We start from the raw sequence: 14,478 nt of genomic DNA, 5'->3' as shown, positions 1-14,478 counted from the left end.
GGCAGGAACGACGGTGGCGGAACGGAGCAGGGCTGCCGTCGACGTGGCAGACAACAGCGGCGACGAGCCGCTGACCGCCAAGGCGGACCAGTCCACGTCCGACGGGGTGACCCAGGACCGGGAGCGGGATACGGACAGCGACGAGGCGCAGGGGAGCGGCGGGCCCGAGCGGCCCGGGAATGCCTCACCGCCGGAGCTGCACAGCGGCCACAAGCTGGCCAGACGCTACCGCCTCGAAGAGTGCGTCACCCGTCTGGACGGATTCAGCAGTTGGCGCGCGGTGGACGAGAAACTCCGCCGTGCCGTCGGGGTGCACATCCTGCCCGCGAACCATGCGCGAGCCCGTTCCGTGCTAGCCGCGGCCCGTTCCTCCGCGCTGCTCGGTGATCCCCGTTTCGTGCAGGTCCTGGACGCCGTCGAGGAGAACGATCTCGTCTATGTCGTCCACGAGTGGCTGCCCGACGCCGTTGAACTGACCACGCTGCTCGCTTCCGGGCCTCTCGAGGCCCACGACGCCTACCAGATGGTCACCCAGGTCTCCCAGGCGATGGCCGCCGCCCACCGCGAGGGCCTCTCCCATCTGCGCCTGACCCCGGGCACCGTCCTGCGCACCTCCACCGGTCAATGGCGCATCCGCGGCCTCGCGGTGAACGCCGCGCTGCGTGGCATCAGCTCCGACACCCCGCAGCGCACCGACACGGAGGCCATCGGCGCCCTCCTGTATGCCGCCCTCACCCAGCGCTGGCCGTACGAAGACGACGCCTACGGTTTGTCCGGACTGCCCAAGGGCGTGGGCCTGATCGCTCCCGACCAAGTGCGCGCCGGCGTCCACCGCGGCCTGTCCGAGCTGGCCATGCGCGCACTCGCCAACGACGGCGCCACCGCCTCTCGCCATGAGTCCCCGTGCACCACGCCGGAGGAGCTGGTGAAGGCGATCGGCGAGATGCCCCGCATCCGCCCGCCGGAGCCCACGTTCACCGCGCCGCCCGAGTACCAGCGCACGACGTACCAGCAGGGCACATATGGCCGCCCCGCGCCCCACCCGGGTGTCACGCAGCCGGTGCCGACCCCGCCGCCGCCTCTGCAGAGCCGCACCGGCAAGGCCCTCAAGTGGGCCGTCTCGGCGCTGCTGATTGCGGCACTGGGCCTGGGCAGCTGGCAGTTGGCGGACGCCCTGATGGACCACGGCGGTAAGTCCACCAAGGACAGCCAGACGCAGACACAGGACGGCAACGACAAGAAGGACAAGCAGTCGAAGTCGGCCAGGCCGATCCAGATCCAGGGGGCTCGGGAATACGTCGCGAGCGGAGAAGCCCAGGCACGCGAAGATGTCGGCAACACCTACGACGGCAACAGCTCCACGTACTGGCGGACCAAGAAGTACAACGAGGGACCGAGACTTGCCCCCTACAAACCAGGGGTGGGCATCGTCTACGACCTCGGTTCGGCCAAGGAGATCTCAACGGCATCGATAGGACTCCGCTACCCCGGCGACCACACCACGATCCACCTCTACGCCACGGACTCGCTGACCCCCTCCACCGGAGTCGACGGCATGAAGGAGATCGGAAACGCGACCACCAGTGGGACCTCTCTCACGGTGAAGGCAACGAAGTCGTTGAAGACGCAGTACGTGCTGCTTTGGATCACGGATGTGCCCATGGCGCCCAGTGACGGCTACAGCAGCGCGGGGTACAAGCAAGCCATCACCGACGTGAAGTTCACCGGCTGAGCACCTGCTGAGGGGGAGGGGGTCCGATGGCCGATGACGCCGTGTACGGCGAAGCAAGCGATCAGGACCTCCTCGCACGCCACGTGGAAGGCGACCCCGGCGCCTTCGGTGAACTCGTGCGGCGGCATCGCGACCGCTTGTGGGCAGTGGCGCTACGGACGCTGGGGGACCGCGAGGAGGCCGCCGACGCCGTCCAGGACGCCCTCGTCTCCGCTTACCGGGCCGCCCACACCTTTCGCGGTCAATCGGCCGTCACCACCTGGCTCCACCGGATCACGGTGAATGCCTGCCTGGACCGCGCCCGCAAAGCGGCATCCCGAAGGACCTCGCCGGTCGACGACGCGGAACGGCTGGAGCAACTCCTGGAGCCGCACGAGTCGGCGTCCGCACCCGCCGAGCGCAATGATCTGCACCGCGAGTTACTGAAAGCCCTGGGCACCCTTCCGCCCGACCAGCGAGCCGCCCTCGTCCTCGTGGACATGCAGGGCTACCCGGTGGCAGAGGCCGCCCGCATCCTCGACGTACCGACCGGAACGGTGAAGAGCCGCTGTGCCCGGGGTAGAGCCAGACTGCTGCCGCTACTCACGCACCTGCGTACGGAGGGCGACGAAGAAGGCGAGAAGTCGGGCGGCGGGCGGAACCGTACGCAGGGGGCATCCGTCCCACCCGCAGCAAGACCACGAGACGCGGGGCCAAGCGATTCAGCTGCTGTGAAGGGCGGAGGTGGGCGAGCGTGACAGCCACGACCGACACGGCCGGGCACCCGGAGGTCGAGGAACTCTCCGACCTCAGCGAAGGTCTCCTCCCGCCTTCCCGGACTGCGGACGTGCAACAGCATCTGGACACGTGCGTCCTCTGTGCCGACGTGTACAACTCCCTGGAGCAGGTCCGTGACCTCCTGGGCACGCTGGCGGACCCGCCACGCATGTCCGACGACGTGGCGGAGCGCATCGACGTCGCGCTGGCCGCAGAGGCATTCCTGGACGCGTCCGCGCCCGACGCCGCCACCGCGGACGTTTCCTCCGTCACGTACTCTGCCGAGCCCGCCATTGCGCATGTTTCACGTGAAACATCACCTCCTTCCCCGTCCGACCGTCCCTCAGGGCACGCCCGTGCGACCACAGGGCCGGGTCGCACGAACCGCACGCGACGTGCTGGTCGCAGGACCGTTGCCCTGGGAACCGCCTTCACCGCCGCCGCCCTGGGACTGGGCACGCTGCTGGTGCAGGCCCTGGGCGACGACGCGGGCACCGCACCGACGGCCACACGGCAGCACACCGATGCGGCGCACACCTATTCCGAGGGCACCCTGCAGAGCCAGGTGGCAAACCTGCTTGCCACAAGCAAGACGAGCCAGGGCCGTTCCGGCAGCGCCAAGCCCTGGGGCATCGAGTCCGACTCCGGCACGACGGGGTCCACCGAGCAGCAGAACACGACGTCCCAGGACACCCCCGCCCCTGTACCGAATTGCATAGAACAGGGGATCCACAGCAACGAGACGGTGCTGGCCGCCGACAAGGGTGTGTACCGGGGGACGGCCGTCTATCTCGTGGTCACCCCCGATGCCTCCGACACCTCGAAGGTCACGGCCTACATCGTCGATGCGGCATGTCTGAAGAACGCCTCTGCATCGCCGGGCAAGGTTCTGCTGACCCACTCGTACGCCCGCTCCTGAGGCCTCCCTCACCGGACGATTCCTGGCCAAGTGCCGCTTGGTGTCTGTGTCTGGTGCGGCATCTCCGTGTGCCCCGCCACACCGGGAATGCGGGCCCCTTAGGATCCGTTGGGTGGGGTGAGGAGAGAGGCTCCCACCGGCAGTAGCAGTAGTCTGCAGAGACGAGGAATCAAGCCGTGAGCGACGTTCGTAACGTGATCATCATCGGCTCCGGGCCCGCCGGCTACACGGCGGCGCTCTACACCGCGCGCGCGTCGCTGAAGCCGCTGGTGTTCGAGGGCGCTGTCACCGCGGGCGGCGCGCTGATGAACACCACCGAGGTGGAGAACTTCCCCGGCTTCCAAGACGGCATCATGGGTCCCGAGCTCATGGACAACATGCGCGCGCAGGCCGAGCGTTTCGGTGCCGAGCTGATTCCGGACGATGTCATCGCCGTCGACCTCTCTGGTGAGATCAAGACCGTCACCGACACCGCCGGCACGGTCCACCAGGCGAAGGCCGTCATCGTCACCACCGGCTCCCAGCACCGCAAGCTGGGCCTGCCGAACGAGGACGCCCTGTCCGGACGCGGCGTCTCCTGGTGTGCCACCTGCGACGGCTTCTTCTTCAAGGACCAGGACATTGCCGTGATCGGCGGCGGCGACACCGCGATGGAAGAGGCCACCTTCCTCTCCCGCTTCGCCAAGTCCGTGACGATCGTCCATCGCCGCGACACCCTGCGCGCCTCCAAGGCCATGCAGGACCGCGCCTTCGCCGACCCGAAGATCAAGTTCGTCTGGGACAGCGAGGTCGCGGAGATCAAGGGCAACCCGAAGCTGGAGGGTCTCACGCTGCGCAACCTGAAGACCGGAGAACTGACCGAGCTGCCAGTGACCGGCCTGTTCATCGCCATCGGTCACGACCCGCGCACCGAACTCTTCAAGGGGCAGCTCGACCTCGACGAGGAGGGCTACCTCAAGGTGGACACCCCCTCCACGCGCACCAGCCTCACCGGCGTCTTCGGCGCCGGTGACGTGGTCGACCACACGTACCGTCAGGCGATCACTGCGGCTGGTACTGGCTGCTCCGCTGCCCTCGACGCCGAGCGCTTCCTCGCCGCTCTCGCCGACAGTGAGCAGCAGGCCGAACCCGAGAAGACCACTGTCTGACCCTCCCTTCCCCCACAGTTAAGGAGCCCCCCGTGGCCGGCACCCTGAAGAACGTGACCGACGACTCCTTCGAGCAGGACGTCCTCAAGAACAACAAGCCCGTCCTGGTGGACTTCTGGGCCGCCTGGTGCGGTCCGTGCCGTCAGATCGCCCCGTCCCTTGAGGCCATCGCTGCCGAATACGGTGACAAGATCGAGATCGTCAAGCTCAACATCGACGAGAACCCGAGCACGGCCGCCAAGTACGGCGTCATGTCCATCCCGACCCTGAACGTCTACCAGGGTGGCGAGGTCGCCAAGACCATCGTCGGTGCCAAGCCGAAGGCCGCGATCGTCCGTGACCTCCAGGACTTCATCGCCGAGTGAGCTGCGAAGCGACGCGGCGACGTTCCACGTGAAACACGAATGGGCCAGCCCCCGAGGGGCTGGCCCATTCGCATGATGCAAGCGGACATGAGGGGAGCGGTCACAGCGGCCGCAGCGCCGGTTCCTTCTGCACAGCTCCGAGGAGACGGTCCAGTGCCAGCTCCACGTCTTCCTTCCAGGAGAGCGTCGTGCGCAGTTCCAGCCGCAGTCTCGGGTACGTGGGGTGCGGGCGCACGGTCTTGAACCCCACCGCCAGAAGATGGTCGGCGGGCAGCAGGCACGCAGGCTCTTTCCAGCGCGCGTCGCCGAAGGCCTCGATCGCCTTGAAGCCGCGGCGCAGCAGATCCTTGGCTACCGTCTGAACCATCACACGGCCGAGCCCCTGCCCCTGATAGCCCGGCTTGATGAAGGCGGTCATCAACTGGACCGCGTCCGGCGACACCGGGCTCGTGGGGAACGCCGTGGAGCGTGGGACGTAGGCGGGCGGGGCGTACAACACGAAGCCCACCGGTACGTCGTCCACATAGACCACCCGGCCGCAGGACCCCCAGTCCAGCAGCACAGCGGAGATCCACGACTCCTTCTCCAGGGCAGGCGTGCCGGCCTTTACCGCGGCTTCACCACTGACCGGGTCCAGTTCCCAGAAGACACACGAGCGGCAACGCTTGGGAAGGTCCGGAAGGTTGTCCAGCGTGAGCGGTACGAGCCGACGCCCCATGAAGGCAGTTCCTCGCTTCCTTCGCCCGCAGCATCACGGGCGGCTGTCAGAGCGCTCCGCTCCCAGAGCAGACTACCGACGAACCCGCCGACCACCCCCAGGCTCAGGCCCGTGGTCACCAGACCGGTAGAACTCATGGTTCGCACGGCCCCCGCCCCCCGGTCAAGGTACTGCCTGGTGGATGCGCCATACCTGATCGCATCGTATCCAGGATGCGATTCCCTCGATACCGCCTGAAAGCAAAGAGCGGGCCGTGTTCCGGTACACCGGACACAGCCCGCTCTGACGGTCGGAGACCGTCACGCTGGGGGGATCAGTCCTCCGAATCGTCGGAGCCACCGTCCAGAAGGCTCTTCTGAAGGACCGGCCCCTCGTCAGGAGCGAACGTGCCCAGGATCCTCTCCAGGTCCTCCATCGAGGCGAACTCGACGGTGATCTTGCCCTTCTTCTGGCCGAGGTCGACCTTCACCCGGGTCTCGAAACGGTCCGAGAGCCGGGTTGCCAGCTCACTGAGCGCGGGAGAGACCCGGGCACCGGCACGCGGCCTCTTGGATCGGGGGGCGCTCTGCGACCGTGACCCCATGAGGGTGACGATCTCCTCGACAGCCCGCACGGACAGCCCCTCGCGCACGATGCGCTGCGCCAGCCTGTCCTGCTCCTCCGAGTCCTCGACGGACAGCAGGGCCCGGGCGTGGCCCGCAGACAGGACACCTGCGGCCACCTTGCGCTGCACTGCCGGCGACAGCTTCAGCAGCCGCAGCGTGTTGGAGACCTGCGGACGCGACCGGCCGATACGGTCCGCCAGCTGATCATGGGTGCAGTTGAAGTCCTCGAGGAGCTGTTCGTAGGCGTTCGCCTCTTCGATGGGGTTCAGCTGGACCCGGTGCAGGTTCTCCAGAAGGGCGTCCAGGAGGAGCTTCTCGTCCTCCGTCGCCCGCACAATCGCCGGGATAGCGTCCAATCCGGCCTCTCGGCAGGCACGCAAGCGCCGCTCGCCCATGATGAGCTCGTAGCGCGCCGGACCCACTTGCCGTACCACGATGGGCTGAAGAAGCCCGACCTCCTTGATGGAGGTGACCAGCTCGGCGAGCGCGTCTTCGTCGAACACCTCACGGGGCTGCGCCGGGTTCGGGGTGATGGAGTTGAGAGGCAACTCGGCGAAGTGGGCGCCAAACGGGGGTGCGGGCGTCCCCGCGGGGCCGTTCGGCGACGACACCTCGGTTTCACGTGAAACAGGCGGGGGCGCGGTGGCCAACTTCCCGGCTGCCACTCCCCGGTCCGTCGTCAGTACGGACGCCGCCGAGGCGCCCAGACCAGCCGGGGCTGCCGCCTTCTCCCCTGTCGGGGCGGCAGGGATCAGTGCGCCGAGGCCACGACCCAACCCTCTCCGTCGCTCGCTCACTGGATCCCCTCCGCCATGCTCTGTTCCGTCTGGGCGCCGAAGTGGGCGTGCTGCGCGTCGTACCGGACGCCGACACCCCTCAGCGCGATTTCACGTGCCGCCTCAAGATACGAGAGTGCGCCGCTCGACCCTGGATCGTAGGTCAGCACCGTCTGTCCATAGCTCGGCGCCTCGGAGATGCGGACAGAGCGCGGGATGCTCGTCCTTAGCACCTCGTCGCCGAAGTGGCTGCGCACCTCCTCCGCGACCTGGGACGCCAGTCGCGTCCGACCGTCGTACATGGTGAGCAGGATGGTCGACACATGCAGAGCGGGATTGAGGTGCCCCCGCACCAGGTCGACATTGCGCAGCAGTTGCCCCAAGCCCTCCAGCGCGTAGTACTCGCACTGGATCGGGATGAGAACCTCCTGGCCGGCAACAAGCGCATTGACTGTCAGCAGGCCGAGCGAGGGCGGGCAGTCGATAAGGATGTAGTCCAACGGCTGCTCGTAGGACTGGATCGCCCGCTGCAGCCGACTCTCCCGCGCCACCAGAGACACCAGCTCGATCTCCGCACCGGCGAGATCGATCGTGGCGGGGGCACAGAAGAGGCCCTCGACATCGAGGACCGGCTGGACGACCTCCGCGAGCGGCTTGCTCTCGATCAACACATCGTAGATGGATGGGACTTCGGCGTGATGGTCGATCCCCAGCGCCGTGGATGCATTGCCCTGAGGGTCGAGGTCGATCACCAGGACGCGACCACCGTGCAGGGCGAGAGAGGCAGCAAGATTGACCGTCGTCGTGGTCTTTCCCACCCCGCCCTTCTGGTTGGCCACCACGATGACACGGGTCTGGCCAGGCCGTGGCAGGCTGTCGCCAGCTCGGCCCAGCGCCTCCACCGCAAGTTGGGCAGCACGACCGATGGGTGTGTCGTCCATCGGGGGCGGTGTTTCACGTGAAACATCCTCCCCCGTCGACTCGGTACGGGGACCGGGGACCGGATCGGTCATCGGTCCCGCGATGTTGGCGTCGGACCGCAAGGATTCACTCTCCTCGACTTCAGGCTCGCAATGAACAGAGCCTCCCATGCCTTCGGGGCCGTGAACCAGTGAGGTCTGGTCTTCTGTGGAGAAATCCACCTCTGTGGACAAGTCCGTGCCCTCCACGGGGGATACGGCGCCAAGGGTGGACGGTTCTCTGAGGGATCCGAGAGGCTTACGGTCGCGGGGTTCGGCCGCAGCCCGGCCGCGACTAATGATGCCGTGCAGCAGTGAGCGACGTTTCACGTGAAACACGATGCACAGCAGCTACGGCCGGACCGCCGCGACACTCCGAGTTGCATGGGTTTGGCTGCTTGTGTGGAGTACGAAGGACCTCTTAGGGCTGATCAGCCAACCGCCACGTCAATCACGTCGACGCGCCCGGCCCATCCCCCGGACACACTCCTTCAGCGACGTCGACGCGCCCGCCCTGTCCGGGCTGCCTTCGCTCGCTTCGCCGCGAAGCGCACACCGCCGGGGCTCTCCCCGACCTCCACTCGCACCACGGTCGACAGCGGTTCCACGATCCCCTCACCGACATGCAAGATGGACGTCTCCACGGCGCCGAGCTTGCTCAGAGCGGAGGCGGCGCTCTTCAGCTCCTCCTCCGCTGTGTCGCCCTTAAGGGCGAGCATCTCCCCATAGGGACGCAGCAGAGGAATTCCCCAGGTGGCCAGACGGTCCAGTGGAGCCACGGCGCGTGCGGTCACCACGTGGACCGGCGGAATCTTGCCCATGACCTCCTCCGCACGGCCGCGGACGACGGTCACATGGTCAAGCCCCAGCAGCTCGACGACCTCCACGAGGAAGTTGGTGCGCCGCAGCAGTGGCTCAAGCAACGTGATCTTCAGGTCGTCACGGACGAGCGCGAGCGGGATGCCGGGCAGTCCAGCACCGGAACCGACATCGCACACGGTCACTCCCTCAGGCACGACCTCCGAGAGCACCGCGCAGTTCAGCAGGTGCCGCTCCCACAGGCGGGGAACTTCCCGCGGTCCGATCAGACCGCGCTGTACACCTGCCTCGGCAAGCAACTCCGCGTAGCGGACTGCGTCCGCGAAGCGATCGCCGAACACCTCGCGCGCCTGCTCGGGAGCAGGGGGAAGCGCTGCTGCTTCCGTCACGGGGACCGTCCTTCCGTACCGCATGAGCGCACTGAGCGCAGAACCAGGACTATCAGGGCTACCGGCTGCCATGACCACAGCCGTGAGGAACTACCAGGCTGACAAAGTTCGGCCCCGCCTGCGCAACAGACGGGGCCGGAAAAACGTACGGACCGAATCAGGCGGGCAGCACGACGACGAAGCGCTGCGGCTCTTCGCCCTCGGACTCGCTACGCAGGCCCGCGGCCTTGACCGCGTCGTGCACGACCTTGCGCTCGAAGGGCGTCATCGGCTTGAGCTTTACGGGCTCGCCCGAGCTCTTGGCCTCAGCCGCTGCCTTGGCGCCGATCTCCGAGAGTTCCTCGCGCTTGTTGGCGCGGTAGTCCGCGATGTCCAGCATCAGCCGACTGCGGTCGCCGGTCTCCCGGTGCACGGCCAGGCGCGTGAGCTCCTGGAGCGCCTCCAGCACCTCACCGTCCCGGCCGACCAGCTTCTGCAGGTCTCGGCTGCCCGTGTCACTGATGATCGACACGGACGCGCGGTCGGCCTCGACGTCCATGTCGATGTCGCCGTCGAGGTCGGCGATGTCGAGCAGACCCTCAAGGTAGTCCGCCGCGATCTCGCCCTCCTGCTCCAGGCGGGTCAGGGTGTCTGCGCCCTCGGCAGCGGCGGAGGTGGTGCCTTCCGTCACGGGATGGACTCCTTCTTACTTCTTGGACGGGGACTTGGGCCGCTGCGGACCCTTGCGCTGGCCGGACTGGGCCTTGCTGCGGGTGCCTGCGCCCGGCTGGGGCGTCGCCTTCTTGGCGGTACCGGCCGGCTTGGCGTCCTGCGGCTCGTCGGACTCGCTCAGCGAAGGCGCCGAGGAGGAGTCAGGCTCGGTGCCACCCGCGGGCTTGGGACCGCCGGACTGGCGCTGCGCCTTGGTCTGCCGCCTGGGCTGCTGGCGCTTGGGGGCGCCCATGGGCGTACCGTCCTCGGTGGCGGCGACGGCCGCGGCCTCGCTCTTCACTACGGTGCCATCGGGCTGGGCCGCGAGACCTGCCTTGCTCAGACCGTTGATGAACTTACGCTCGAACTCGTTACGGTCACGGCCCTTGGCGACGATGGCCTTGACGATGGCCTTGTCACCCCGCTTGTGGGTCTTGCCATGGTGCGTGACGTGCTTGTGCAGGCGCTCCAGGTAGGCGGCCTGGGCCTTGGAACCCGGAGTCGGGTTGTTGTGGATCACGTACATCTGCTGGCCCATGGTCCACACGTTGGTGGTCAGCCAGTAGATGAGGACACCGACCGGGAAGTTGATACCGAAGACGGCAAACATGATGGGGAAGACGTACATCAGCATCTTCTGCTGCTGCATGAACGGCGTCTTCACCGTCGTGTCGACGTTCTTCGTCATCAGCTGACGCTGCGTGTAGAACTGCGACGCCGACATCAGAACGATCATGACCGCGGTGACGACCCGGACGTCGGTCAGCGAGGCACCAAGCTGGGTGACCTTGCCAACGCTGTCCGTGAACTTGGCGGCCAGCGGGGCGCCGACGATATGGGCCTTCTGCGCGCTGGCGAGCAGCTTCTCGTCGATGACGCCGATGGTCGTGCCCGACGCGATGCCGTTGAGCACGTGGTACAGGGCGAAGAAGAACGGGGACTGCGCCAGGATGGGAAGGCACGAGGAGAGCGGGTTGGTACCCGACTCCTTGTACAGCTTCATCATCTCTTCGGACTGACGCTGCTTGTCGTTCTTGTAGCGCTCCTGGATCTTCTTCATCTCGGGCTGGAGCGTCTGCATGGCCCGGGTCGCCTTGATCTGCTTCACGAAGAGCGGGATCAGGCAGATACGAATCAGGATCACCAGGGACACGATGGACAGGCCCCAGGCCCAGCCCGTGTCAGCGCCGAAGATCGCGCCGTACACCGTGTGGAACTGGACAATGACCCAGGAGACGGGTGTCGTGATGAAGCTGAAGAGGCTGGCAATCGTGTCCACTAATCATGCTCCTTGGGCATGGGACGAGGTCTCTGCGGCCGGGCTCGAAGGGACGTCCCCCTCGATGGCCGGTTCGGCGGCGGAGGGCCCGCCCTTGCGTGCACGCCAGGCATTGCGCACCATTTCGTGCCATCGCGGACGCTTGCGCGGCGGGACATGGTCCACGCCGCCGAGCGACCACGGATTGCACCGCAGGATGCGCCAGGCGGTAAGTGCCGTCCCCTTGATCGCACCATGGCGGTCAATGGCTGTGTAGCCATAGTGGGAACATGACGGGTAGTACTTGCATACCGGTCCGAGTAGTGGACTGATCGTCCACTGATAGAGCTTGATCAGAGCCAGCAGCGGGTACTTCATCGCGCGCCCCCTCCTCCCAGCAGCCGCTGAATGGCGGCATCCAGGTCTCGGGCCAGCTGTGCATGGTCGGCGTCGCCCGCACCGGGCAGCGCTCGTACGACTACCAGGCTACCGGGGGGCAACAGGGCCACTCGGTCACGCATCAGATGGCGAAGTCTGCGCTTCACCTTGTTGCGTACGACCGATCCGCCCACAGCCTTGCTCACGACGAAACCCGCACGCGTCGGAGGAGCGCTCTCCCCAGGCGCGTGCGGGTCCGTGGCACCGCTACGAAGATGGACGACGAGAAGCGGGCGTCCGGCCCGGCGTCCTCGGCGTACCGCGGTCGCGAAATCCTCGCGCCGCCTCAGCCGATGCTCGGTAGGCAGCACGTCATGACCTGTACGCGATCAGGCGGACAGGCGGGCGCGACCCTTGCTACGGCGGGACGCCAGGATGGCGCGGCCGGCACGGGTGCGCATACGCAGCCGGAAGCCGTGGGTCTTCGCGCGACGACGGTTGTTCGGCTGGAAGGTGCGCTTGCTCACTCGGGGGCTCCAGTAATGATTCGGTGGGTGGCGGGGTGCCGCCTGGCTGTCACCGTGCGCCCACGAGTAGCTCGTATTACGCCCGAGTGCACCGCTTTCCGATCACCGAAATGTGCCCTGGCAGAGGCACTGGTGCGTGATCTGTGCCCATCGGAGGCAGGCGGCAGCAGCCATCGACAACTCGACCTGGTTACGGTACGCGGGGCGGCACCATCCGGTCAAACCAATGACCGATGGGGGACACTTGTCCACAGGCTGGGGACAACGACTTGAACCACGCCGGTCGCCCTGACTACCGTGGCTGAACTCCGATTCGTTCCGTTGTCCCCGCTCCGGCGGATCTGCCCGCCTCACCCCAACCCGATGAACACCCCAACCCGTCCCGCAACCACATGTTCGTGGGACCTGCGAGAGAGCGTGCCCTGTGGCTGACGTACCTGCCGATCTTGCCGCAGTGTGGCCCCGCGTACTCGAGCAGCTTCTCGGCGAGGGGCGTGGGCCGGGTGTCGAGGCCAAGGACGAGCACTGGATCAGGCGCTGCCAGCCGCTGGCGCTGGTCGCCGACACCGCCCTGCTCGCCGTTCCGAACGAATTCGCGAAAGGTGTTCTCGAGGGTCGGCTCGCGCCGGTTGTCAGCGAAACCCTGAGTCGCGAGTGCGGCCGCCCGATCCGCATCGCGATCACTGTCGACGACTCCGCGGGCGAGCCCGCCGCCCCCCAGCCGCGCTACGAGGAGCCTGAGCTCACCCCCCAGCGCCGTGACCGTGACGCGTACGACACCCAGGGCGGCTACGAGGGATACGGCCGCCACCACGCCGACGACCACCGCACGGCGCGCCCTGACCAGCTGGCCACCGGCCCCGGCGACCGGCTCCCCGGTGTCCGCCCCGCCTACCCGGGCGAATACCAGCGCCCCGAGCCCGGCGCCTGGCCGCGCCCGTCCCAGGAGGACTACGGCTGGCAGCAGCACCGGCTCGGCTTCCCCGAGCAGCGCGACCCCTACGCCACGCCGACACCGGACTACCGTGCGCAGTCGCTGGAGCGGCCCCCGTACGAGCAGCAGCGCCCGGACTACGAGAGCGCACGCCCCGACTTCGACCAGCACCGCCCCGCCCGGCGCGAGCTCCCGGAGCCTGCCTCCGGCGACGGCCAGGTGCACCGAGGCGGTGCGGCCACCGGCGCCCCCGGCCCGCTGGCCGCGCAGCCCGCGCCGGCGACCGGTCCGGGCGAGCCCACCGCGCGCCTGAACCCGAAGTACCTCTTCGACACGTTCGTCATCGGCGCCTCGAACCGCTTCGCGCACGCAGCCGCGGTCGCCGTCGCCGAGGCGCCGGCGAAGGCGTACAACCCCCTGTTCATCTATGGCGAGTCGGGGCTCGGCAAGACGCATCTGCTGCACGCGATCGGCCACTACGCGCGCAGTCTCTACCCCGGCACGCGCGTGCGGTACGTGAGCTCCGAGGAGTTCACCAACGAGTTCATCAACTCCATCCGCGACGGCAAGGCGGACGCGTTCCGCAAGCGCTACCGCGACATGGACATCCTGTTGGTCGACGACATCCAGTTCCTGGCACAGAAGGAGTCGACGCAGGAGGAGTTCTTCCACACCTTCAACACGCTCCACAACGCCAACAAGCAGATCGTGCTGTCCTCGGACCGGCCGCCCAAGCAACTGGTCACTCTGGAGGACCGGCTGCGCAACCGTTTCGAGTGGGGCCTGATCACCGACGTCCAGCCTCCCGAGCTGGAGACGCGCATCGCGATCCTGCGCAAGAAGGCGGTGCAGGAGCAGCTCAACGCGCCGCCGGAGGTGCTGGAGTTCATCGCCTCCCGTATCTCACGCAACATCCGTGAGCTGGAGGGCGCGCTGATCCGGGTGACGGCGTTCGCGTCGCTCAACCGCCAGCCGGTGGATCTCGGCCTGACGGAGATCGTCCTCAAGGATCTGATCCCCGGCGGCGAGGACGCAGCACCCGAGATCACCGCGACCGCCATCATGGGCGCCACCGCCGACTACTTCGGGCTGACGGTGGAGGACCTGTGCGGCACCTCGCGCGGCCGCGCCCTGGTGACCGCCCGCCAGATCGCGATGTACCTGTGCCGTGAGCTGACCGACCTGTCGCTGCCGAAGATCGGCGCGCAGTTCGGCGGCCGGGACCACACGACCGTGATGCACGCCGACCGCAAGATCCGCGCGCTGATGGCCGAGCGGCGTTCCATCTACAACCAGGTCACCGAGCTGACGAACCGCATCAAGAACGGCTGACGGTCACAGGCCCCACGAGCGCCCTCGGGACGAACTTCCCGGGGGCGCTTTCGCTGTCGCGGCCCACGGCCTGCGGCCGCGGCCCCGCGTCCCGGTCCACACGGCCGGCAGGACGGCGTGGCCGCCAGGGTCGGCCGGACCGCCTCGGTGCATCTGGCCATCGCCGGAGGGCG

15 protein-coding genes are annotated in these 14,478 nt (G+C 67.5%); 6 read left to right on the top strand and 9 right to left on the bottom strand.

The genetic code is table 11. The features are described from left to right. Nucleotides 1-13 precede the first annotated feature (13 nt). The 5 genes from BIV24_RS14355 to trxA all read left to right on the top strand — a co-directional run bounded on the left by BIV24_RS14355 (nucleotide 14) and on the right by trxA (nucleotide 4,920). Entirely contained in the window at nucleotides 14-1,732 is a 1,719-nt protein-coding gene (locus tag BIV24_RS14355; RefSeq protein WP_071366679.1) for a protein kinase family protein, read from the top strand. Nucleotides 1,733-1,758: 26 nt separating this feature from the next. After that, on the top strand, nucleotides 1,759-2,469 hold the full coding sequence (gene sigM / locus BIV24_RS14350) for an RNA polymerase sigma factor SigM (RefSeq protein WP_071366678.1): 711 nt from the start codon (nucleotides 1,759-1,761) through the stop codon (nucleotides 2,467-2,469). Next, nucleotides 2,466-3,407, top strand: a complete 942-nt coding sequence (locus BIV24_RS14345) for an anti-sigma factor family protein (protein ID WP_071366677.1) — start codon at nucleotides 2,466-2,468, stop codon at nucleotides 3,405-3,407. Before sigM ends, BIV24_RS14345 begins: the two co-directional genes overlap by 4 nt. Before the next feature lie 176 nt (nucleotides 3,408-3,583). After that, nucleotides 3,584-4,555: a thioredoxin-disulfide reductase gene (gene trxB / locus BIV24_RS14340; protein ID WP_071366676.1), complete on the top strand. Its 972-nt coding sequence runs from the start codon at nucleotides 3,584-3,586 to the stop codon at nucleotides 4,553-4,555. Between the two features lie 32 nt (nucleotides 4,556-4,587). Continuing rightward, nucleotides 4,588-4,920, top strand: coding sequence for a thioredoxin (gene trxA / locus BIV24_RS14335; protein WP_071366675.1), 333 nt, complete (start codon nucleotides 4,588-4,590; stop codon nucleotides 4,918-4,920). A 100-nt stretch (nucleotides 4,921-5,020) separates the two neighbouring features. Here trxA and BIV24_RS14330 read toward each other — a convergent pair whose 3' ends face one another. From BIV24_RS14330 to rpmH, 9 genes are all read right to left on the bottom strand, one after another. After that, nucleotides 5,021-5,638 (bottom strand): GNAT family N-acetyltransferase, encoded by a 618-nt coding sequence (locus tag BIV24_RS14330; RefSeq protein ID WP_071366674.1) that lies wholly within the window; start codon nucleotides 5,636-5,638, stop codon nucleotides 5,021-5,023. A 313-nt stretch (nucleotides 5,639-5,951) separates the two neighbouring features. Beyond that, entirely contained in the window at nucleotides 5,952-7,040 is a 1,089-nt protein-coding gene (locus BIV24_RS14325; RefSeq protein WP_071366673.1) for a ParB/RepB/Spo0J family partition protein, read from the bottom strand. After that, complete coding sequence (locus BIV24_RS14320) at nucleotides 7,037-8,110, bottom strand: ParA family protein (protein ID WP_079168270.1); 1,074 nt, start codon at nucleotides 8,108-8,110, stop codon at nucleotides 7,037-7,039. The genes BIV24_RS14325 and BIV24_RS14320 overlap by 4 nt, the downstream gene beginning before the upstream one ends. A gap of 359 nt (nucleotides 8,111-8,469) precedes the next feature. After that, complete coding sequence (rsmG, locus tag BIV24_RS14315) at nucleotides 8,470-9,186, bottom strand: 16S rRNA (guanine(527)-N(7))-methyltransferase RsmG (RefSeq protein WP_071366671.1); 717 nt, start codon at nucleotides 9,184-9,186, stop codon at nucleotides 8,470-8,472. A gap of 157 nt (nucleotides 9,187-9,343) precedes the next feature. After that, a complete protein-coding gene (locus BIV24_RS14310) occupies nucleotides 9,344-9,856 on the bottom strand; it encodes a Jag family protein (RefSeq protein ID WP_071366670.1) in 513 nt (170 codons plus the stop codon). Nucleotides 9,857-9,871: 15 nt separating this feature from the next. Continuing rightward, nucleotides 9,872-11,155, bottom strand: a complete 1,284-nt coding sequence (yidC, locus tag BIV24_RS14305; protein ID WP_071366669.1) for a membrane protein insertase YidC — start codon at nucleotides 11,153-11,155, stop codon at nucleotides 9,872-9,874. Nucleotides 11,156-11,158: 3 nt separating this feature from the next. Beyond that, nucleotides 11,159-11,512 carry a membrane protein insertion efficiency factor YidD gene (gene yidD / locus BIV24_RS14300; RefSeq protein ID WP_071366668.1) on the bottom strand — a complete coding sequence of 118 codons (354 nt, stop codon included), beginning with the start codon at nucleotides 11,510-11,512 and terminating at the stop codon, nucleotides 11,159-11,161. Beyond that, on the bottom strand, nucleotides 11,509-11,883 hold the full coding sequence (rnpA, locus tag BIV24_RS31895; protein WP_079168259.1) for a ribonuclease P protein component: 375 nt from the start codon (nucleotides 11,881-11,883) through the stop codon (nucleotides 11,509-11,511). The genes yidD and rnpA overlap by 4 nt, the downstream gene beginning before the upstream one ends. Before the next feature lie 18 nt (nucleotides 11,884-11,901). After that, on the bottom strand, nucleotides 11,902-12,039 hold the full coding sequence (gene rpmH, locus BIV24_RS14295; protein ID WP_003956500.1) for a 50S ribosomal protein L34: 138 nt from the start codon (nucleotides 12,037-12,039) through the stop codon (nucleotides 11,902-11,904). A gap of 424 nt (nucleotides 12,040-12,463) precedes the next feature. Between rpmH and dnaA the strand changes: the two genes are divergently transcribed. Beyond that, nucleotides 12,464-14,305 carry a chromosomal replication initiator protein DnaA gene (dnaA, locus tag BIV24_RS14290; RefSeq protein ID WP_071366667.1) on the top strand — a complete coding sequence of 614 codons (1,842 nt, stop codon included), beginning with the start codon at nucleotides 12,464-12,466 and terminating at the stop codon, nucleotides 14,303-14,305. Nucleotides 14,306-14,478 lie beyond the last annotated feature (173 nt).

Source organism: Streptomyces colonosanans, from assembly GCF_001866645.1.
In the GTDB taxonomy this organism is placed as follows: Bacteria; Actinomycetota; Actinomycetes; order Streptomycetales; family Streptomycetaceae; genus Streptomyces; species Streptomyces colonosanans.
Note: the sequence above shows the minus strand (reverse complement) of the source record. Positions and strands in the feature narration are given on the sequence as shown.